This window comes from Chryseobacterium sp. NFX27 (assembly GCF_049887855.1).
Lineage (GTDB): Bacteria > Bacteroidota > Bacteroidia > Flavobacteriales > Weeksellaceae > Chryseobacterium.
Genome location: NZ_JAGEKK010000005.1, coordinates 218612 through 240672, shown reverse-complemented (window position 1 = coordinate 240672; position 22061 = coordinate 218612). Strand labels below are relative to the sequence as shown.

The 22061-nt window shown below is 34.3% G+C and carries 23 protein-coding genes and 2 tRNA genes; 13 read left to right on the top strand and 12 right to left on the bottom strand.

What is annotated here, in order from left to right; genetic code table 11:
- Window positions 1–25: 25 nt before the first annotated feature.
- Complete coding sequence (locus tag J4Q03_RS08115) at window positions 26–415, bottom strand: helix-turn-helix domain-containing protein (RefSeq protein ID WP_426047683.1); 390 nt, start codon at window positions 413–415, stop codon at window positions 26–28.
- Complete coding sequence (locus J4Q03_RS08110; protein ID WP_426047682.1) at window positions 376–1623, bottom strand: tetratricopeptide repeat protein; 1248 nt, start codon at window positions 1621–1623, stop codon at window positions 376–378. The genes J4Q03_RS08115 and J4Q03_RS08110 overlap by 40 nt, the downstream gene beginning before the upstream one ends.
- A gap of 745 nt (window positions 1624–2368) precedes the next feature.
- Here J4Q03_RS08110 and J4Q03_RS08105 point away from each other — a divergent pair.
- From J4Q03_RS08105 to J4Q03_RS08090, 4 genes are all read left to right on the top strand, one after another.
- Window positions 2369–3016: a hypothetical protein gene (locus tag J4Q03_RS08105; protein WP_426047681.1), complete on the top strand. Its 648-nt coding sequence runs from the start codon at window positions 2369–2371 to the stop codon at window positions 3014–3016.
- Window positions 3017–3030: 14 nt separating this feature from the next.
- On the top strand, window positions 3031–3723 hold the full coding sequence (locus tag J4Q03_RS08100) for a hypothetical protein (protein ID WP_426047680.1): 693 nt from the start codon (window positions 3031–3033) through the stop codon (window positions 3721–3723).
- Window positions 3724–3738: 15 nt separating this feature from the next.
- On the top strand, window positions 3739–4425 hold the full coding sequence (locus tag J4Q03_RS08095) for a hypothetical protein (protein ID WP_426047679.1): 687 nt from the start codon (window positions 3739–3741) through the stop codon (window positions 4423–4425).
- A gap of 281 nt (window positions 4426–4706) precedes the next feature.
- Window positions 4707–5123 (top strand): transposase, encoded by a 417-nt coding sequence (locus J4Q03_RS08090; protein ID WP_426047678.1) that lies wholly within the window; start codon window positions 4707–4709, stop codon window positions 5121–5123.
- A 775-nt stretch (window positions 5124–5898) separates the two neighbouring features.
- On the opposite strand, the gene J4Q03_RS08085 is transcribed toward J4Q03_RS08090, so the two are convergent.
- The 4 genes from J4Q03_RS08085 to J4Q03_RS08070 form a co-directional block, all read right to left on the bottom strand.
- Window positions 5899–6723, bottom strand: coding sequence for a GLPGLI family protein (locus tag J4Q03_RS08085; protein ID WP_426047677.1), 825 nt, complete (start codon window positions 6721–6723; stop codon window positions 5899–5901).
- Between the two features lie 132 nt (window positions 6724–6855).
- Window positions 6856–7110, bottom strand: coding sequence for a hypothetical protein (locus J4Q03_RS08080; RefSeq protein WP_426047676.1), 255 nt, complete (start codon window positions 7108–7110; stop codon window positions 6856–6858).
- A 519-nt stretch (window positions 7111–7629) separates the two neighbouring features.
- A tRNA-Arg gene (locus J4Q03_RS08075) sits at window positions 7630–7703 on the bottom strand.
- Window positions 7704–7735: 32 nt separating this feature from the next.
- Window positions 7736–7810: transfer RNA gene (locus tag J4Q03_RS08070), tRNA-Pro, on the bottom strand.
- Between the two features lie 966 nt (window positions 7811–8776).
- Between J4Q03_RS08070 and J4Q03_RS08065 the strand changes: the two genes are divergently transcribed.
- Both J4Q03_RS08065 and J4Q03_RS08060 read left to right on the top strand, forming a co-directional pair.
- Window positions 8777–9772: a hypothetical protein gene (locus J4Q03_RS08065; protein WP_426047675.1), complete on the top strand. Its 996-nt coding sequence runs from the start codon at window positions 8777–8779 to the stop codon at window positions 9770–9772.
- 460 nt (window positions 9773–10232) lie between these two features.
- Window positions 10233–11810: a tetratricopeptide repeat protein gene (locus tag J4Q03_RS08060; protein WP_426047674.1), complete on the top strand. Its 1578-nt coding sequence runs from the start codon at window positions 10233–10235 to the stop codon at window positions 11808–11810.
- Window positions 11811–11904: 94 nt separating this feature from the next.
- On the opposite strand, the gene J4Q03_RS08055 is transcribed toward J4Q03_RS08060, so the two are convergent.
- The 6 genes from J4Q03_RS08055 to J4Q03_RS08030 form a co-directional block, all read right to left on the bottom strand.
- The gene (locus J4Q03_RS08055) at window positions 11905–12516 is read right to left on the bottom strand and encodes a hypothetical protein (RefSeq protein WP_426047673.1); all 612 of its coding nucleotides are present in this window, start codon (window positions 12514–12516) and stop codon (window positions 11905–11907) included.
- Window positions 12517–12539: 23 nt separating this feature from the next.
- Complete coding sequence (locus J4Q03_RS08050) at window positions 12540–12968, bottom strand: hypothetical protein (RefSeq protein WP_426047672.1); 429 nt, start codon at window positions 12966–12968, stop codon at window positions 12540–12542.
- A gap of 33 nt (window positions 12969–13001) precedes the next feature.
- The gene (locus J4Q03_RS08045; protein ID WP_426047671.1) at window positions 13002–13733 is read right to left on the bottom strand and encodes a hypothetical protein; all 732 of its coding nucleotides are present in this window, start codon (window positions 13731–13733) and stop codon (window positions 13002–13004) included.
- A gap of 36 nt (window positions 13734–13769) precedes the next feature.
- Entirely contained in the window at window positions 13770–14087 is a 318-nt protein-coding gene (locus J4Q03_RS08040) for a hypothetical protein (RefSeq protein WP_426047670.1), read from the bottom strand.
- A gap of 357 nt (window positions 14088–14444) precedes the next feature.
- Window positions 14445–15020 (bottom strand): hypothetical protein, encoded by a 576-nt coding sequence (locus J4Q03_RS08035; RefSeq protein ID WP_426047669.1) that lies wholly within the window; start codon window positions 15018–15020, stop codon window positions 14445–14447.
- Between the two features lie 184 nt (window positions 15021–15204).
- Window positions 15205–16059: a helix-turn-helix domain-containing protein gene (locus J4Q03_RS08030; RefSeq protein WP_426047668.1), complete on the bottom strand. Its 855-nt coding sequence runs from the start codon at window positions 16057–16059 to the stop codon at window positions 15205–15207.
- Window positions 16060–16565: 506 nt separating this feature from the next.
- Here J4Q03_RS08030 and J4Q03_RS08025 point away from each other — a divergent pair.
- The 7 genes from J4Q03_RS08025 (at window position 16566) to J4Q03_RS07995 (ending at window position 22005) form a co-directional block, all read left to right on the top strand.
- On the top strand, window positions 16566–17357 hold the full coding sequence (locus tag J4Q03_RS08025) for an SDR family oxidoreductase (protein ID WP_426047667.1): 792 nt from the start codon (window positions 16566–16568) through the stop codon (window positions 17355–17357).
- Window positions 17358–17433: 76 nt separating this feature from the next.
- Window positions 17434–17841 carry a GlcG/HbpS family heme-binding protein gene (locus tag J4Q03_RS08020; RefSeq protein WP_426047666.1) on the top strand — a complete coding sequence of 136 codons (408 nt, stop codon included), beginning with the start codon at window positions 17434–17436 and terminating at the stop codon, window positions 17839–17841.
- Window positions 17842–17852: 11 nt separating this feature from the next.
- Window positions 17853–18674 carry a helix-turn-helix domain-containing protein gene (locus tag J4Q03_RS08015; protein WP_426047665.1) on the top strand — a complete coding sequence of 274 codons (822 nt, stop codon included), beginning with the start codon at window positions 17853–17855 and terminating at the stop codon, window positions 18672–18674.
- A 64-nt stretch (window positions 18675–18738) separates the two neighbouring features.
- Window positions 18739–19227: a hypothetical protein gene (locus J4Q03_RS08010; protein ID WP_426047664.1), complete on the top strand. Its 489-nt coding sequence runs from the start codon at window positions 18739–18741 to the stop codon at window positions 19225–19227.
- A gap of 440 nt (window positions 19228–19667) precedes the next feature.
- Window positions 19668–19883 carry an aldehyde dehydrogenase family protein gene (locus J4Q03_RS08005; RefSeq protein WP_426047663.1) on the top strand — a complete coding sequence of 72 codons (216 nt, stop codon included), beginning with the start codon at window positions 19668–19670 and terminating at the stop codon, window positions 19881–19883.
- Between the two features lie 231 nt (window positions 19884–20114).
- A complete protein-coding gene (locus J4Q03_RS08000) occupies window positions 20115–21062 on the top strand; it encodes an NAD-dependent epimerase/dehydratase family protein (RefSeq protein ID WP_426047662.1) in 948 nt (315 codons plus the stop codon).
- Between the two features lie 31 nt (window positions 21063–21093).
- A complete protein-coding gene (locus J4Q03_RS07995; protein WP_426047661.1) occupies window positions 21094–22005 on the top strand; it encodes a helix-turn-helix domain-containing protein in 912 nt (303 codons plus the stop codon).
- The last annotated feature ends 56 nt before the right edge of the window (window positions 22006–22061 follow it).

Sequence of the window (22061 nt, the reverse complement as noted above, 5' to 3'; positions counted from 1 at the left end):
TGCGGTTACTTTATCATTTAAAGAATCAATTATCTATTTTTTCAAGTTCTGTTTCAGACTCTGTCTTTAAATAACTTATAAATAATGACGGTGACAAAGAGGTTACTTTTTTAAATACTGTTGTAAATTTATTGGGTGAGGAAAACCCTGTTTCATCAGCTAAGGTCGCTACTTTATATTTTCTATATTGGGGTTCATATTTAAGCTTTTCAATGATATATCTGATCCGTAATTCATTGATGTAATTATTGAAATCCTTCTTTTTATGGGTATTAATAATATAGGAAAGATATTTTGTGTTCGTTTGTAAATGAGCGGAAAGGTAAGGCAGTGATATATTTTTTTTTGTAAAAAGTGTAGATTTTTCAAATTTATTCAGTTTTGCAAGGAGCTTTTTTTCTGTTTCCGGTGACATGAAGAAATACCGGCAGAATCTTCATTTGCATCTGTTTCAGGAATTACTTCGTTAATTTCATTCTGTTCAGAAACGTCCTCAATTTGTATAATGGGACTTTGTTTCGATTTTCTAATAATTTGTCTGAATCTTTCGTAATTCTTTCTTTTCTGGATCCAAAACTTGATAAGAAATATAACAGAAAGGAGAAGAAGAATTCCCACGCCTGCAATGATATAACTTTTTCCAACATTCCTCTCTTCAGCCTTTATTACTTTTTTTTCGAGGTTATTGTAAGATTCATTGATGAATTGATTGGTTTTTGAAGCAATTTTTTCTTCAACAATCACCTTATCTTTTTCTACATCTTCTAGCTTTTCAAGATTTTTTATTTTTAAATAGTACAGTTTAGTGGTATCGTAAACTTCATTTTTTAATTGAATATGTTCAGATTTATCCGATATTTTTTGTGCTAAGTCAATATACTTTTTTGCAGTAGGAAGGTCTTCTTTTTCCAGATATACCTTGGCAAAGCCATTGTAAATATATCCTATGAGTTGATTTTCGGGGAAATTCTTGGTGAGCTTCAACGCATTTTCAAAATGAGCTAAAGCTTTGTCTAGATCCTTCAGATGATAGTAGCTTAATCCCAGCAGCTGTTCATTGGTAGAGGTCAGAAAATCTTTATCCTGCTTTATATGCTTAAAGTACGATTGGGACTGCCGGATATACTGAATAGACTTTTTATATTTTTTTAGATCAATACTATAATAGGCTAATTCCTGATACATAAATCCCCGGATGTTATTGATGGCTAATGTATCTTTAATTGTTTTACTAATTTCAAGAGCTTTTTCAGAATATTTTTTAGACGGACCGTATAATTGTATAATACGATATTGAGTAGCTAGAAACATGTATATTCTGGTTTTCCAATCTGAATTATCCGTGTTTTCAATTATTGCTGCCGATTTTTCAGCATATGAAACCGATTTTTTCACATCACCAGTCTGACGGTATAAAGACGCAGAAAGCATCAGGCTTTTTGCCTGGAAATAGGGTGTTTCAGATGTTTTATATAAAGAGTCAGCAATAAAAAGTGCTTTTTGAAAATCCTTTTGTGCTGTTTGTAAGTATGTTTTTTTATATAATGTATTATAAGCGGTTAAGTTTTGGGCCATTACAAAAAAAGCGGTTAAAAAACAGAAAACAAAATAGATTTTTTTCATGTACGATACTGATTGCAGCATTAATAATCAGATAGCTATTGTAATAGTTTATTTGCTTATTGATGCCATATGCGATTAAATAGTCTGAATATTAGAATTATCGTGTTTTCCGATAAGTTTGTATTACTATATTATTCACAAATTTTAAGGTACATCAATAACAACCGTTCCTTTCCCTACAATAAACCTCTGGCGTATTTTTTTTGCAAAAATATTGTTTTTTTTTAAAGTGAGCTCTAAAGAGATATTAACTAAAGGATAAATTTAATTAAGAGAGCGAGATTAGCATAAAAATCTTTTTTTTATTTGTTAACAGTTCCAATAATAAGCTTGATTAAAGTCTGAAGCTGCATAAAATGTCGGACTGGATCTTACTAATTTATGTTGAGTTTTCTAGGATATTCATAAAATGAGACTAGCCTGTTTTTAGATTTTTAACGTTGTTATTTTCAGTATTTTACATTGGTTATTATACATTTTTAAGTACTCTCATATTCCTGAATATGATAAGTTAAATGCTTTACATTCCTTGATTTTAGACATACCTTGCGGTGGTTAAAAGTAAAGAACAAGATAGCTAATATCATTTGGGCTTTATACTTTTTTGTACTGCCATACCTGCAAAAAATCAAAAGCAGGTATTGATAATTACAAAATATCATGACTTTATTCAACAAACACTTATCGGATAATTTTCAACAAAATGAAAACAAAATTTTTTTTCGTACTGCTATTTAATAGCGTAATGTATACCCACGCTCAGGTAGGAATAAATACTATTACTCCTGACCCCTCAGCCGCATTGGACATACAAAGTCAACCAGGTAAGCCGGCAGGTTTTTTACCACCCCGGGTTAATCTTACTTCCCGTACTGACGCATTAACGATAACAAGTCCGGCAACCGGGCTTATCGTATATAATTCTAATCCAAATGCTGTCAATCTAAGAGAAGGAATCTCATTAAATACAGGAACACCTGCTGCACCGGTTTGGCAGTCCTTAACCCCGGAAAACGGAGTGGAGATTGGCAAATTGGTCTATTTTGGGACTACTACTAATGCTTCAAAAATATTAAAAAAAGGCGGGTTTGAATTCAAGTTCACTGTTGAAGGAGGTTTAACCCGTTTGTATGCAAGATTAATTCAAGCGCCAACTACGCCCATTACAATATCCGGTAATAGAGTTGGATGGGTCAATGCTATTACGGGGCTTAAGCTTGTTTCACAGACTTGGAACTCAACCGACTGGAATACCTGGAAAGAGATGGATTTTATGGCAAATCAAGCAAGCCATTTCTTTTATTTAAGAGTTTCCAATTCTAACCAATTCTATAAGATCAGCAATTTTGTTAATCAAAATAGCTTCAATTCATTGATTGTAGAGATTTATTAAAAAAAACATGTATTATGAAAAAGTTATTATTTTTATCATCAATCTCCCTAAGCAGTTTAGGATTCGGGCAAGTAGGTATCAATACTTCTGTACCACACAGTTCTGCAATTCTTGATATCGTTGGGAAGTCCGGTAAACAAGGGACTCTTTTACCAAAAGTAAATCTGACATCGGCAACAGATGCCACTACAATAGTTTCTCCCGTTAAAGGATTAACCGTATTTAATACCAATGGTTTTATAGGAGAAGGAATGTATGTTAATGAAGGAACCGAAACGTTGCCATCCTGGCAAAAAATGAAACTATTACAGGCTGCAGAGTTATCAAGAATTGTATCAACTCTTGTATATAGTGGGGCTACTACCAACGCAGCACGGATCTTAAACACGGATACATTCCAGTGGAGGATGGTCTCTAATGCTGCCAATTATTCATTACAAATGAGATTAAAGGCTGCACCGGCTGCCAACGTTACTACCACTAGTACATTCAGCTTAAACTGGAAAGACGCTGATCAGGTGACGTCACCAATTCCTTCTTTTACGTGGACTCCAGCTAACTGGAATGTATGGCAAACTGTTTATACTTATCAATCTAGTCTTGAGACTTTCTATTATTTCGGTGTTGTCGGGACTGATAAATTATTTAGAGTGAATGCTTACACTGTTACCAATGCTAACAATTACTTAATGGTAGAACAATTCTAAAAAATAATGTTAAAGATGAAAAGTATACTAACAACAATTACAATACTATCCTATACTATAGCGATGAGTCAAATTGGTATCGGTACTGTAAATCCAGATCCGTCTGCCGCGTTACATTTAGAAAGCACAAGCAAAGGCGTACTGTTACCGAGAGTTTCCCTGCTTTCTTCTACTGATGCTGTTACCGTACCGGCGCCCGCCAACGGATTGCTTGTATATCATCCCTCGACTGCGGTAAATGGGGTCGGATTATATGTAAATATGGGTGATAAAACAGCTCCTCAGTGGAGTAAATTTGATTATTTCACTGATTCAGCAGATTTAAAAGTCAACAATTTAATCTATACAGGTTTAACTACCAATACTGAAAAAGTCCTGATAACAGAGTATTATGAGTGGAGAATGGTAAAAGCGACAGCAACGACTTATTCAGTGCAGGCACGGCTTCGAAGTGCTCCAACCGCCAATGTTACCGTAAAAGGCTCCGTAAAGCTATGGACCTTCAACAGTTCTGCAGCCAATACTGTTAATACTTCATGGACTACAACCGATTGGAATAGCTGGAAAAATATTTATACATATACCAATAACTGGGATGCTATGATGTTTATAAGTGCATCTAATGACCCGACAAAAATGTATAAGCTAAGCGGGCATGTAGAGCTTGATATTTATAACCTTTTAGTATTAGAGATTTTTTAAGTTGTTATATCCTGTGATCTCTATCAATATTAAGGTAATTCGAGACTAAATAATCTACGGCTTTTAAAAAAATACTGATCAAACCATTTAATGATTCTATTAGCACATAATGATTAAAGTTGAGCACGCAGGTAATCCCTCTACCTGTTTGCTCATCTCAAAGAAGTAGAATTGCTTATTAATGATTGCATAGGTCTATACTCCCGATAAATTCAATTGGTTACAATTGGGAGATTATATATTAATGTTACCAGCATATTAACTAATCCATCAACATTATTTTGGACAATTTTAAAAACATTCACATAGGAACACTTATTAACCATAGAATTACAGAAAGCGGGATAGAGATGTCCCGCATCTGTAAAATTCTTAATTATACTCCCAACGAAGTGGCTCAGATCCTCCAGCAGGAGCATGTTGAATCTGGTGTTTTACTGAAGCTTAGCAAACTATTGCAGTATGATTTTTTCAGGATCTATTCACAGCATCTGATTTTGTACGCTCCAATCGCTGCAGAAGGCCAAACCAGCTTGTCATCCCTGCCTAATTTTCGTAAAAATATCTATACCAAAGAGCTGATCGATTTTATTCTGGAACTTGTAAAGACAGAACAAAAAACAAAACAGCAGATTATCGAAGAATATAAAATTCCCAAAACGACTTTATATAAATGGATCAGCAAATACAAAAAGTAACTTCGCGACCCGATTATCATAGGATTTATTCAGATATTATTAAACTAAAATATCCTGAAAAAGAACGGTACTGTCAACACCTACTTGCAACTCAATATCTTTCTGCCTTGGATATTATTCAATTAAATAATATAATTTTTTCGGATCTTGGAAAAGAGAACTTAATCTTTAACCAAAAACATCGGTCATATGATGAATCTACTATTCTGCAAATTTTGGATTATCAGAAAAAAAATAAACTAAGCAATACTCAACTTGCGAACAAGCTTAATATGAGCAGGAATACTATTGCTAAGTATAAAAAGATATATTTATAATTTCAGGTATAACTAACTAATTTTGTCATCCTGGTAACAGACAAAATGGAATTCCAAACTTATAGATTTTCCAGGTAGAAGCTGATAGAAGAATGTTTTACAGATGTACTACAACTATTGAATAGTGTCTCAAAAATAATTTATAGAGAAGAGCATCAGGGCTATACTCATAAAAAAGGGATATTAATATTTTTAAAAAGGTTCGAATCCTGTCAGGTTCGTATCAATAGGTATGACAAAGGGATTCAGACCATTCCAAATTATAAAGTCAGTTACGAACAAAATTCTTTATAAATCGAAAGACAGGCATAGATCTTATACAGTGTTTTAGAACAATAATTCCCTCGAGATTTCAGAGGGAATTATTGTTCCTATACGTAGCGTAATAATATAAGTAGATTATATTGTTAAAAAACAAAAGGCAGATTGAATTTGAGAGCTAAAATTTTAGTTTCTCATCACTCTATCTCAATAGGATTGTATCCTTTTTTTTCTGTTTCAATTGTTTTTGGTCTGTTTTGACCATCTGAAAATACAGTCCCCATTTTTTCTAATTCATATTTAATATTATCTCTGTAATTTGCTGTTGCTTGGACTAATTCTTTTTTTGTAACTAACTTAGCATTTTGATAATGTCTTTTATTTATGGTTATTATTTTTCCCTTCAATTTAGCACTTGATACCGATTTTACCAATTCAAAATCATAATCCCCCGTTTTATCAGTTATTTTCACAATTAAACCTGGCAGACCGTTGAATTTATAGGGTCCATAAGGAAAAGGAATTTCAGTTGAGTACCAAGCTGTCCAGTCTCTTCCTTTATAATGAACCTCTGCTTTTTTACAGTTAATAGAATTAATTACTTTTGTTTCATCAATTAGCTTCCAATCACGAATTACAGGGGTGTTATAGGATAGAAGGGCAGTTCCTACTGACTCGTAAAATTCTGAATTATCATTTGTTTGGATAATTAAAAATTTAAATTTTGATGATGGCATCCCTCTCATATCAATATTGAAATTACTCCTATTCTTATTATACTGTTCCATGAATAGAGAGTCAAATTTTAACCTATTTTCGCTGATAAAAAATGCACGCTTATCACTTATTTGCATTGTAAAAATCTCCTTATAAACGTTATCTCGATTTAGAGTGTTAGGTTTATACTGAAGTAAGTAAGTGAATTCTCCCCTTAACGAATCACTGGTAGCTGTTTGTGAAAACGAAACAGAGAAAAAGAATAAAAATAAAATTGTTAAGATTTGTTTTTTTGTGAAATTCATTATTGTTTTTTTATAAAAAATAACAAATCGCTCAAACAAAATTTATTATTTGAACGATTTTTTTTGATTGATATAATAATCAGACTTCTTTCCTGTTGAGTTTGAAGCAATGATTAAGCTATTACTCTGAAATTATAGTTGACAATAATTATCTTGAATCTTTTCTGCCCATTCTACCCATTGATTAGCAGTCCAGTCCTGACAAGTATAAGCAGATGTGCAACTTGCCTGAAAAGTTCCGCATTGCATTTGGGCTTTTTTCTTAGCCTTTTTAGTACTTTTGGTAACTGTAACTTCTTTTGCTTTAGAATTTACTTTTTCCACATTTCCTTTTGCACTTGCAAAACCTGCTACACCAAGGGCAGCAATAAATAATAGTTTTTTCATACTTATTAAAAAATAAATTAATACTGTGTTTTGTTATCGATAACACTTCAAATATATAAATTTATTCAATATATCCAATGCTAAAAGGAAAAAAAAAGATAATGTCATTTTTGTATGATTTAATATTTTAATAAATAATTGATTTAAATTCATTTAAATTTTATAAAGTATACGGTTTATGTTTAATTATTTCACTTTTAATGGAATAATTATTGAATTATTTTTTTAATACTTCCTGATAATACTATAAAAATTGTTGCTGATATCCGGAATGTGATAGCCTATTTAACAACTGCATCAGCTTTTTTATATATTAAAAGGAGAACAATTGTTAGAGTTTTTGAGATTTTTATAAAGTAATGTTGATGAATTTGTTAGAAGAGTGGGAGAGTTTGAATTTTGTTAAGATTATTTGAGATTCGTTTTACTACTGTTTACTAAAAATAGCTGACCCTTACTCAGACCTGAGTGAAAATAAAAAAGTCTCTACATTACTGTAAAGACTTGATTATTAATAAGTGAGCGCGAAAGGATTCGAACCTTTGACCGTCTGCTTAGAAGGCAGATGCTCTATCCAGCTGAGCTACGCACCCATTAAATAATTTTGAAAAAATTACTAAAACAGTCGGGGCGGCAGGATTCGAACCTGCGACCTCCTGGTCCCAAACCAGGCGCGATGACCGGACTACGCTACGCCCCGATTGATGGTCATCTAAGCGAATTTTACTTCGTTTTAGCGAGTGCAAAGATAGTAACTTTTTTTAAATAAAAAAGAGAAATTTGAAAAAATATTGAATTATTAATTAGCCTTGCAAAACAATAATAGATATTGAGAATAATTGTTTTTGAGATTCGACGGGTATTGTTTATTAAATATCAGTGTTTTACATATAATCGGTCCGTGCTTAAGTCTTTGGGATGTCCAAGTGATAATCTTTTGAAAATTAACTCCTCTTTTTCCTCACAAATAAATAAAAGCTCACCACAACAAAAACAAATACCAGCGATATTGCAGTAATCAAGTTTTTTCAAAAGGAATATTTTCACCCAGAAAATTTTCTAAAGATTTATAACCTCCAGTATACAAAAATGTCAGCTGTACTATCGCAATTGCGGAAAGAGTGATATAGAGTTTTAAGAAAACATAAAATATAACCTCTCTGTAATCATAGTTCTGATAGCCCAGGTCAGGAAAAAATATTCTCAGAAGATAACCGCTCCCCAGTACATATTTCTACGGATTGGCAGTGTTTTTTGCTATTCCTGAGCTGACAACATTCATATATGGCCATGAGAAAGCAATGACGGATTGCCACCAGTGTATATAATTTTACGTTTAAGTCAATACATTTTAATCTCATAATGAGAATAATCTTATTCATTTTATAGCAATTAGGGCGAAGCTTTATAGCAAAATAGAAACTCAATATAATTGTTGAAAAATATAAAATTAAATAGAGTTTATTTCGGAATTTATTTTCTATTTGTCAAATATGATAAATTTCAATTCACTGACTGTTAATTAATTGCGGGTTATTTTTTTAAAAAATATAAAATCATATATTTTGCGTTCTTTTCCGAATATCTAACTACAATAATTGGCGTTTTACTGATTATTCGTGCAAATTTGCACCAATTTAGTAATAACACATACTTAAAAACACTTATGAAAAAATTTAGTTTATTATCGATTTTCCTATTTTCAATGGCTTCTGCTCAAGTAGGAATTAATACTAGTGTTCCCACTGAAACATTAGACGTAAATGGTATTGAGAGAGTAAGAGAGCTGCCAAAACACAATACAGCCAATGCGATTTTTACAAAACCAGACGGAACAAAATCGGAAAATAAAGATCAAACATTTATAGCAACCAAAATGGTGGTGGCAGATGCTAATGGCGTACTTGGATATGCAGACTGGAACTCCAATCCTACACCTGTTCCCGTTAAAAGAATAGTGAGAATAGGATATTGGGCTGGTCTGTGGGATGGAAATCTTTATGCGTTGGGGGGAACTGGGTTTCCAGCATTTAATTCCCAATTAAAGAGTCTGGAAAACTATGGCCCCGCAGGTATATATAATAAGGTTGGAGGTGTTGATTTTCAGCAGTTTCAAACGGAAGAGCTGGGGAATTTTACCGGCGCTCAGCTGAAAATGGTTGTCGATGTTTTTTGTATTGGTGTACAGGTAGGAGTAGATCTGAATCCTTCATTGGTCACAAAAATAAAAGACTTTGCAGATCTTGGTGGAGTTGTTATCGTTCTTCTCGATAATAACAGGAATACACCTGCATTTCAGGTATTTGGAGGTAACGGAAACGTAACCACAGGAGGATTGATATCTTATTCCGTTGCAGGAACAGCTGGTTCCAGTGGTGTTTTTGGGACGGTTGCCGGTGGAACTCCTATTAATGGTGCCCAGACAACAGGTAGAGTTCTAAATTCTCAGTTGACGCCAGGCTCTGAAATTCTGGCTAGAGAAGGAGGAGCTAACGCAATTCAGGCAGGTATTTGGACAACCGGGACTAATGGAAGGGTCATTTTCTTTTGGGATGAGGGAGTATTTAGAAATACAAGTATTTCAACTACCATTATTAATACTGATCAGGAAAAATATCTTCATAACATCATGGCCTATGCATTTGATAAGTTGGGCTTATAATTCATTAATAGATTTAATGTAATTAATGAATAAAATTCAAAAACATACATCTTTAGTACAGAGCTGGGAATATTTCTTCCCAGCCCTCTCCGGAGGGATCATTGAGTATCTTTTCTATCAATACTTTTTATTGTGATACGGATTAATTGTTGATCAGTTAAATATATACCCTTGATATTCAAACTATTTTAGACGGTTTGAGATTGCGTTTAAAGTACTGCAGTCTCCTTTACTGTTAAATAGTGAAGTATTGAGAACAGCATTCATGATTCTTTTACATTTTTCAACGGAATTCATCTGCTTCTAAAAATAGGATCTACTCTCCGGAACATCATCAGCAATTACAGCAATACTGCACTTTTCTTTTTTATGGACCATAAATTAAATCTTATTAATTCTAATAACATGTAATTTATTTAGTCATAAATTAGCATTTACTTTTTTAACCTATATGAACTTTATGAAGAAATTTATTCTCATTATCCTTTGTGTGTTTTTCAGTACAATACATGGCCAGTTAATGAATAATTCGCAAATTGATCATGAAATAAAAACGGCAAAAGAGCTATCTTCAGATCAACCGGCTAAATCCCTGCAGCTTTCGGAAGAAATCTACCGTATTTCTAAAGATACAGGATACAAAAAAGGAATACTGGAAAGCAGTAATATTCTGATGGCCAAATACTTCGATTTAGGAAATTTTAAAAAAGTTGTAGAGCTGAGCAAAGCCGCAGAGATGCTGGCAATTGAGATGAAGGATCATGAAATATTATCGAATACATACAGGCTCAGAGCCTGCTCCTATACAGAACTAGGCTTTAATGATGAGAGTCTGAAAGAATTTCGGAAAGCACTGAATATTGTTCCTAAAATAAAGTCTGACAATTATAAATATTATCAGGAATCCCTCATATACATCGGCTTAGCCAGTTATGCAGCTCATATTAATGCACCTGTAGATTCTGTAATTCATTATCAGAGAAAAAGTCTTGAAACCATTAAGAAAATAAATGACAGCAGTGACTTTAGTAATAAAAAGAATCATTCTCTTATTTTGGCGTACATCAATTTAGGAAAGACAAGTATTGCAAAGCATAAAGCAAAGGATGCTGAAGTCTTTTTTTCAAAAGCATTGGAGCTATGTCAAAATAAAGCATACAAACCAAACAAAAACCTTGAAATTGCCACCTTAAATGAATTTGCATGGCTTTATTATGATCAAAAAAGATACGAGGAATCTAAACGTTATGCTGAACAGGCAGAGAAATTAGAAAAGCAGTTCAGCAGCCCGTACATCCGTAGAGATATTTATGAAGTTTACTTTAAATCTTGTGTTGAGCTGGGTGAAAAGGAAATTTCAAAAAAATATATGAATCTCTATACAAGGCTGAACGATAGTTTGGTAAATGCAGAAAAGAAAACGATAAATACTCCGGTAAAACAAATTATAGAGGAGCAAAGTGAAATCCATAACAGCGACATTCAGAAGATATTAATAATATTATCTATTCTTATTATTATGCTCTCGGTTACCGGATGGTTTTTCTGGAAGAGAAAACAGAAAGAGCTGCATAAGAAGTATGAATCCATCATTACCAATCTAAAGTCGTCGAATACCACTCCTTCGAATTCAAATATGGCTGTAGACCGAAGCATTAATATTACTGATGAGACCGTCAAAACCCTGCTGTTAAAATTAGAAAAATTTGAAAAGTCTCAGAAATTCGTTAAAAAAGATCTTAGCCTTACCTCTCTGGCCAATGATCTGAATACCAATACCAGATATCTTTCAGAAGTAATAAAGCAGTACAAACAGAAGAGCTATAATAATTATATTAATGAATTGAGAATAAACTATATAATCAATAAACTCTGTCTGGATCCTATATACAGAGAATATAAAATAAGTTATCTGGCAGAAGTCTGTGGTTTTGCCTCCAGAGAGGTGTTTGCCGTTACTTTTAAGAAAGAGACAGGAGTTACTCCTTCCTATTTTATTAACAATCTGAAAAAAGATAATGCAATACAATATTCGTAATGTTAAAACTCCAATTACATTCTGTTTTCAGATATAAAGATGCCCCTCCTTTGCAGGTCTACAACCAAAAGGAAGAGCTTGAAAATAACTTTTTTTAATTCTTATCCTCTGTTAAAAGCCGGCCGTTTAAATTGATAAAGCCGCTATGAGAAATGATTTCATTGAATTTAGCATCATAAAATTCCATATTTAGAATATTATCTTTAAAGGCCCTTCTCCCACTGAACACATTGATGTTAACATAAATGTCTTTGCTGGAAAGAGCATCATATAACTTTTTAGGAAAGCTTAGATTGGTAATCTCCAATTCATTTGATTGATTAACTTCTATCTTCTCCATATCATAAACGAGAAGCTTCAGCCCATTAGGGCCCAGTTCCTTTTTAATATCTGCTGGTAAGGAATTTTCATCGGCAGCATCGCCATAGAAAAATAAAGAAGCTATTATGGATTCCTTATTTTTTTGCAATAATTCTACGGCCTTATCAGAGAGGTTAACTTCTATTTTGAAGTTGGGGATGATCACGCGGTCTCCTTCTATTGTAAGAGCACTCTCTTTTGAAGAAACGCTGGTTTTATCAGGCGGCGGCTGATTATTTTTCTTAGCTGCAACTTCTGTTTTGGCTATTTCTTTTGTTCCATTTTCCTTACAGCCGATCGCAGCAACCACTGCAAATGAACTTATTAGTAAGAGTTTTGCTTTCATTTTCATTTTCAATTATAACCGAATTATGGAATATATTTGATGAAATCAGCATGCAAAACATCCTCTGTTACATTACTTGATGATGTTGTCGTATTTTTCATCCATTGTCTGTGTTCAGTATTCGATGAAGAGGTTGAACCAATGATTCTTTGTTCCATATTATAAAGAATAACGGCATCCGCTCCTTTTTCTTTCGCCTTCTGAACAATTTTATCCTGAATATCCTGATAACTTGAACCCAGTATTCCGGAAATACCATCCACTCTTCCTATAACCTCATAGTTTTTCTTTACATCATTGGTATCCAAAAAGACATCAATATTTTCAGTAGGATTATAATTTTTCCCTATGTAATTTACAGTCGGAGCACAGCTAACAACTAATATTAAACCTGCTATCAGCAATGTATTTTTATACTGTTTTAAAAATGTAAATTTTCCGTACTTCTCCATTTCAATTTTGTTTATATGTTTTTATATATTTAATTACCTGTACAATACAGCTTCTTTAGGAAGGATGTTAGAAGATGTTGTTTGCTTAAAAGCAGTATTAGAACCGCTAGGGTATAAAATTCCATCGGCTACGGTTTGCCCTTTCTGGTCCCTGAACCTTATATAAGCGGTATCGCCTTTTACATAACCGTTTACGGATAAAATACCTGTATCTAGCTGATCATTGTTTGCCTTATAGTTCGCTGTGCCTTCTATTTTGCTTCCGGACTGGGACATATCAAACGAAATAATTCCTTTTGCTGTTGTATCCCCTTCATTGGAATAGGATCCTGTGTAGCTTTTTTCTGATATACTGGCTGTATCGGGATATTTTCCTTTGCCATAAAGATAAGCCACAGAAGGGAGGATTGAGGAAGTCGTAGTCTGCTTAAAATACAGTGTCGTTGTATCTTTTAAACTGATATTGCCATCAGCTACCACATTTCCTCTCTGATCCCTGAACCGGATATAGCCAATGTTATTTTTAACGTACCCATTCACTGAAAGCATTCCGCTATCGGAATCATCAGCAGTACTTTGGTAATTGGATACTCCTTCTATTTTAGCGCCTGTTTGCGAGAGTTCCATGGTCATGATCCCCGATGCAGTAACATCACCCTCACTGGAAAATTTCCCTGCAAATAGTTTTCCTGCCTGCGCTGTTGCACTGGGTGAAAAAACACCTGATAATATTACTGTTGTTATTATAAAGACTTTGCTTATCATAATTATCTTTTGTGGGTTAAAATGCAGTTACTTACACTATTCCTCTTCCTCATCTTTCATTTCTGTTTGTCCGGGCTCCGGAACATTATTAGTATCATCATTAGTTTTCATTTCCGTCTGTCCGGGCTCCGGAATATTGTCATTATTATCATTAGTTTTCATTTCTATTTGCCCCGGCTCAGGGATGGTGTTGGTATTTTGTGATCTGGTTTCTGTTTGTCGGGGCTGTGAACCCTGTCTCTGATAAACAGTCTGTCCGGGTTCCAGAGGAGCGTCATAGGTGGTAATGGCACCACATGAATGTAAAAGAATGAGGAACATCGCCAGAAACAAGACTTTTAATGAATTTTTCATAAAACTTATATTTAATTATATCACCAAATGTAGTATTGTTTACCTTAAACTGCAGGGCTTTTCAGGAGGCAGCATGTGATGTTTTCACAATTTATCACATCAAATAGAATATAATAAGTCATTTTTCTTTACTTATTATTTGTTGATGCTTTTATTGGCTATTTTAATATTTTTACAAATTATCACATCTGATAATCTGTGGATTACATTTTTTTCTAAAGACGGAGAAAGCAGAATATTAGAATTTGAAAGGCATACTGAACCCTGTAAAAATATTTAATATAATGACCCGGAAGAATGTATTATTGATTGAGGATTTAATCGATTTAAATGAAGTATAAAGCCTGCCAAGAAGAGTTAATCATTATAAAATTTGTCAAAGATAAAATACAATTCAAACAGAATAAAAAACAGTACCATTCCTCCATACCAGACTGACCGCTGAGTTTTTACAAAGGCAAATATGGCACATAGTGAAATGTGGCTCACCATTCTTATCGCGTATAATGGCATGAGCTTTTCCAGGTAAACAGGTCCTTTAATTAAAGTATCAAAAATATCAATGAAATAAATCACAATGAGCAATAAAAAAAGCCATTTCTTTCTTGAAAAAAAGTAATTCTTATAATTGTCATCATAATCTTTAACATCCGACGGATACAGAAGCTGGCACAATGTAAAGTAAAGGATAATATACATGATGATGAATATATACTCAGTAAACGTCCATATTCTCACATCTCTAAGACCATATTCCCACCACCAAAAATGGATCATCAATAGAAATATATACAATACCCACAGTAAATGCACCCAATAGGGTTTTGTTCTTCCGGGATGCTGGACAAATCTCACAGTACCATTGAGTAAACTGCCTATACCCAGGCTTAATATAATACTGATTACTGTTTTAATATGATTAAAAAAATCCATGGCATAAATATTATAAGAAGAAATAATGCTTGAAATTAAATTTCTCTGTTTTTAAATATACATTTTTTTTGTTTCAGGTATTTAATTCGTAAATTAAATTATATTTTATGAGATTTAAATTATTTTTTCTGTATTATTAACTGGTTTCTGTTAGTAATAATGTTTATTTCTTATATATTGTTTCTTACTCCGGATCCTTTTCATTTCTTTTAAGCTGACTTATAAAATAAGAGGGCGTAACACCCATTTCTTTTTTGAATATGACAGAAAAAACTTCCCTGGAGGAAAAACCACAGACTTCTGCCAGATAACTTATTTTATATTCTCTGAAGATGGGAGTGTTATACAATTTATTGGTAATATACTGTATCCTAAGGCCGTTAAGGTAATTATTGAAATTCTTACCCTTATGCTGTTTTATTATTTCTGAAAGATATCTTGGGTTTGTATTGAGCGAATTTGACAAAGTAGTGAGCGTTACATCATTTTTTAAAAACTTTTCAGATTTTTCAAACCTTGAAAGTTTATTGAGCAGAGAGGTAATGGTGTTTTTGGAGATACTGATATTATTAACTTCCCTTTTACCATCAATCTGTAATGAAATAGATGTAAATTCAGTCACCGTCGTTTCTTCTTTTAAGTGATTGACGATTTCATCTTCTTTATTGGGCTTTTTCTGATTGTATTTCCATAAAATCCAACTGTTCAGCCAGAAAATAATGGCAATTGACGGGGCAATAACTATTTTTATAATATTCTGAGGACGCTCTCCTTCCTGTTTATCCATTATATATTTTACCGCAGTATTTCCAGCCCTTTTTTCTATATTTATGATGCTGTTATTCAATTGAGTATACAGAATTATGTTTTTTTTGGAAATTGGGTTAACGTTTTTGGAAAGTTCCATAATCTTGTTGAATTCATGTTCATATAAGTCTTTTACATTTCCTATCTCCGCGTCAGTTTTTGGTTCATGATTCAATTGTTCATCAGTAAAACCAAACAACAGGTATAGACAGAATAGAATTTTTTTTGTCATTAAAGTGTGTTTCTGAGCAAATTAAGGGCTAATGTATGATTTAGCACATAGCAAATATGTTAGTTTTTCGGAATTAATCACTTGAATAATTTTTATATATTTTTGTTTTTCAGATATTTATGTATCTGTTTTGTCCGAATTCCTGATTAAATTGCTGGAGAAAAAATAGCGTTAGAAGGGTGGTGTCATCGGTTATTATCAGATTGCACCGTACAAACGGCGTTTCATTATACTGTGATATATTCTGAAATTATTATATGTTCTATTTAAATGCTATATATAAACCTGTAGAATTGCAGTAAGTTTAAAATTCCATGATTTCTTTCGTATCAACATGGTGAAAATCCTGACCAGTAAAATTGCTTTAGAATTAATTGGCATGAACGTCACAGCACTATAAAATTGGACCTTCTACCACTATTGATAAGCTTAATTTAATGGACTTTTGTAGTAATACTTGACATGAAGTATATAATAGAATTTAATCACATTTAAAATAAAAAAAGATGAACAAAACAATTTTGATTACAGGCGCTGCAAGTGGGTTTGGAAAGATCGCAGCATTTGATCTGGCGAAAAAAGGACACAAAGTAATTGCTACTGCACAGGTTTATCCGCAAATGAGCGACCTGATAAGAGAAGCCAAAGAACAGGGAATAGAACTTATTGTTGATAAATTAGATGTTACCAATGCCCGCGATATCGCTTATATCGTGGAAAAGTACGATATTGATATTTTAATCAGTAATGCAGGAATCATGGAGGGCGGACCCATTGCCGAGCAACCCATTGACCTTATCCGATCCATGTTTGATGTAAATGTCTTCGGGGGTCTGGAGCTGGCGCAAGGTTTTATTAAAAAATTTATTGACCAAAAGAAACCGGCTAAAATTGTATTTACCACTTCAATGGGAGGATTGTGGACCGTACCTTATGTTGCCGCGTACTGCGCTTCGAAGCACGCCATGGAAGCCATCGCCGAAGGTTTAAAAACTGAGCTTGCCCAGTTCAACATCAAGATTGCTACTTGTAACCCTGGTGTATTTGGTACCGGTTTCAATGATCGTGGCGTAGATAGTATTTTCCGTTGGTATAATCCGGAAACCAATTTCACGCCACCTTCAGTTTTTGACGGTACTGCTGAATCATTAGCCAATCAGTTAGATCCGCAATCAATGGCAGACGTTATTGTAGATGTAGCGTTGGATGATAACAGCAATTTCAGAAATTTGCATCCTAAAGAAACAGAAGATTTTGTAAAGCAGCTACAGGTAGAGGCCTGGACCGCAAAAAGTTAATCCAGAATAATTGGAATGCGCAATATTGTTTTAATATATGCGCATTTCTATTCTTAAATTAAAATCAAAAAATAATATGAATATTACATATAATGAAGCTGCAAAAGCTTTGGATAATTCTATAGAAAAAGCAAAATCTCTGCATATTCCCGTAAGCCTTGCTGTCGTGGATACAGGTGGCCATCTGATGGCCTTTGCCAGACTAGACAGTGTTTACGGTGTTATTGATTTCGCGGTTAAAAAAGCAAAGACAGCTGTCATGTTCGGCGTGGATAGTGACACTATGGGAACCATTGTATCCGGGGCAGGTGTGCATGGATACGGAATGTTGAATTCCAATGAAGGGCTTCTGACGATTGCCGGCGGAGTAGTGATCAAAAATCAGGAAGGAAAGATCATAGGGGCAATTGCTTCCTCTGGGGGAAGTCCCGAGCAGGATAAAGAAATTGCAATGGCGGGAGCAGCTTCTATTTCTGAAATTTAAACTTTTAAAATATGGAAGGTACAAGGGAGATCATATTTGACAGACTGGTTTACTCCTGTCAGTTCGACAAGCATAGAGGGGATGAGGAATTTATCCCGGAACACTTATTGGGGTTTCAGCTCTCAGGGGAAACACACGCAGTTTATCCGGGCGGAACCACGGTCGTTCCTGAAAATACAGTGGTATTGATCAGGAAAAATCAGCTGATCCGTACTACAAAATATCCATCAAAGTCAGGAGAATATAAATTTGTTTCCATTACTCTGGATAGAGAGGTTCTGAATAAATATGCGCTGGAAAATAAAATTCAGATAGAAAACGGATATCCAGGCAACAAAAGACTGTTTTTTGAACCGGACGATTTCCTACTGAGCTATTTTGTCTCACTTGCACCGTACATCAATAAGAAAAAAGAAGCTACCCCGAAATTAGCAGATCTGAAGATCAGGGAAGCCATAGAGCTGCTTCTGCAGTCCAACCCTGATTTTAAACAGATTTTATTTGATTTTTCGTCACCATACAAAATAGATCTACAGGATTTTATGGAACAGAACTATATGTTTAATGTCTCTATAGAAACCTTTGCAAAACTGACTGGGAGAAGTCTTTCCGGCTTTAAGCGTGATTTCAGCAAGACATTTAATACAACTCCTAAACAGTGGCTCCAGAATCGCCGTCTTGAGGAAGCTTACTATCTCATACAATATCTTGAGCGGAAGCCTGCAGATTTCTATTTGGATCTTGGATTTGAAAACCTCTCTCATTTTTATTTTTCATTTAAGAAAAAATATGGTTTTACCACCTCCGATCTGAAAAAAAATGAGAATTTGTGAACCGATAATGAAATAGGTATTCATCGGATCTAAAATAACAGCATAAAACTTTAATTAGCATAATATGAATTTCATTGAGCAAATAACGATGTGGGGCAAAGGAGATATTTCACAGGGAAAATGGATGATGGGAATCTCCATTTTTGTTGTTCTGCCTCTTTTATTTTTCCTTCTAAAAAATGGAGGTTCTTTACAAAAAGGGATGGTACTTCCGTTAGGCTTTTTAGTCCTCGTGAATCTGGGATATGCTGGGTTTATATTATCATCAAAGCCTAAATACCGTGCCGAAATTGAAAAGTTATATCAGGAGAATCCTTCGCAGACCTTTAGCCGGGAATATGAAAAAATGAAAGGCTTTGATAGAAGTTATATTCTGACCAAATATCTATGGGCTGTCTCACTTCTGGCATCACTAATAGGGTTTTTCAACGTTTCTAAAGAATATTTCCAGGGCTTGACTATTGGCCTGGCTCTGATGTTTTTCGGCCTTTTACTGGTGGATGTTTTCTTACATAACCGGCTAAAACTCTGTTTAGCGGCCTTATCCACATAAAAAAGAAGTAATCGAAATTACGGAATGGACATTTCAGCTAACCGGATTGCAATGGTATTTTATTGACTATCAGTTGTTTTAATTAATTCGGGTTCTGTAAGGATAGCATTTTATTAAATTGGAGTTGGTTTATTATCAACTCCAATCTAGCTTAGTAGGATACCTCATTCCCCCATTGTCCGAACCTTCGAGTTGAGTTTGTAACTGTTAAAGTAAAACAGAGATTCCGTTACAACTTCCCTTAATCTGGCTACTCCAATTGTGTTCATAGTTCTGAACTTTGTCAAAGAAATAAAAAGGATGAACCTTATTAAAATATTGACAACAGCAGGACTTGCAGGTAGGTATTCACAAGCGGAAGCAGGCAGTTTTACTGCTACAGCAAATCAAAAATCTTTTGAATCAAATACTGTAATTGTACACAGAAAAATCAGATCATTATGGATCATGTGAGCTGGGAAGATCCTGTTATGCAGGAGGAAATTTTTGGTCCGGTTTTTCCTGTTATTTCCTGCACCGATTACGATGAGATGCTGAGAAAAATCATAGATGGAGAAAAGCCTTTAGCAGCATATCTGTTTACGAAGAATGAAGAAGAGAAAGATAAATTTCTAAGCTTCGTTTCTTTTGGTGGTGATGCATCAATGATACTTTAGTGCGTATTACGAGTGATGATCTGCCATTTGGTGGAGTCGGAAACTCCGGTATTGGAAATTATCATGGAGAATTTGGTTTTTTTACGTTCCCACACCAGAAATCACTAGTTAAAAAAAACAAATTGGGGCGAACCGGATTGGAAATATCCACTCTACAATGATAAAAAAATACACTGGCTGAAAAAGATAATCTAATCTTATGAGCAGTGATGAAATTTTAAAATAAAAGATATGCAAACAATATTAGGAGCTAATGGCCAGATCGGCGAAGAACTGGCAAGAGAGCTGAAAAGGAATTTTACTTCAGATATACGTATTGTCAGCAGGGGAGCAAAAAAAGTAAATGATACGGATGAGATCTTTTCTGCTGACCTTTCTGTCCGTGAAAAAGCAATTGAAGCCGTAAAAGGCAGTGAAATTGCTTATTTTACGTTAGGTCTTCCAATCAGCTCAGCGTTATGGGAAGAGCAGTTTCCGCTTATTCTTCGCAATGTGATTGATTCCTGTAAAATTAATGGAACAAAACTCGTATTTTTTGATAATACCTATATGTATCCGCAGGATGATCGTGTATTGACAGAAGAAACAGCCTTCGTACCGGTGGGCAGAAAAGGAAGAGTGAGAAGAAAGATGGCCGAAATGGTTTTGGAAGAAATTAAATCAGGTGAGCTTGAAGCGGTAATCTGTCGTGCTCCCGAATTTTATGGACCCGGCAAAACGCAAAGCATTACCAATACACTGCTTTTTAATAATATCAAAGCAGGTAAAAAGCTTAAAATACCATTGAGCGCGAATAAGAAAAGAAGTTTGATTTGGACTCCTGACGCAAGTCGGGCAACCGCGTTGATCGGGAATACGCCCGATGCATATGGTCAGACCTGGCATCTTCCTGTTGACAAAAGCCATCCCACCTATAAAGAGTTTATCAGAATTGCTTCAGGTATTTACAGCAAAGATCTGAAATATGCTGTTGTTCCTAAGTTCATGTTCAAAATAGGCTCGTTTTTCAACAAAAGTGTAAAGGAACTTCTGGAGCTCCTCCCAAGATATGAACATGACAATATATTTGATGCTTCAAAATTCAGAAAAAGATTCCCTGAATTTCAGGTTACTACCTATAAACAAGGCATCGGTATCATAAAAGATGAACAGCTTTCAGGGAACAAAATAAATAAGTAAATTAGTCATGTACAAATCTGAAAATCAGAATATGAAAACTCCGGAGAAAGTATCATCAATAAGTATGCTTCATCAGTTTTTGGGACTAAAAAGACCTGCGAACCCATTGATCAGCGTATTTAATTTTGATGATGTTAAACTGGAGCCGGAAACTATTCTCAGTGCAGTAACAACTGATTTTTATGTTATTGCTTTAAAGAAAGACTGTGCCGGCGGAAAATGCAGGTATGGACAACAGTATTATGATTTTGATGAAGGTATTATGTATTTTATTGCACCCAATCAGGTTCTTCATTTTGAAGATGTTCTTTTGAACGGAGTGAAAGGATTTGTTTTAGTGGTGCATCCTGATTTCCTGCATGGATATGGACTGGCATCCCATATCAAAGAATATGGTTATTTTTCGTATAGTGCTAATGAGGCGCTGCACCTTTCCGAAAAGGAAGAAAAATCAATTGTGGACATCATAGCTAATGTAGAACAGGAAGTAGCTGGCAATATGGATTCTTTTACGCAGGATCTATTGATTTCAAATCTTGATCTATTGCTGAAATATTGTGACCGTTATTATAACCGCCAGTTTTTAACCAGGAAAAAAGCCAATAGTGATCTCCTTTCAAAGCTGGAAGCTCTCCTGGATGATTATTTCAAAAATGAAAAATTAATACTTAACGGTATCCCAACTGTTCACTCAATTGCTGAGCAGTTGCATATTAGTGCGAATTACCTCAGTGATATGCTGCGGATTCAAACGGGGCAGACAACCCAGCAGCATATCCAGCAGCGATTAATAGAAAAGGCAAAAGAAATGTTGTCCACTACAGAATTATCAGTTTCAGAAATTGCTTACCATCTGGGGTTTGAACACCCTCAATCCTTTCACCGTCTTTTTAAAAGCCGGACCTCTGTTTCACCTTTAGAATTCAGAGCATCATTCAATTAATTTAAAAACCATTCCCAGTAATATTCAGAGATTCGGTTACAAATTTCCCTAATTCA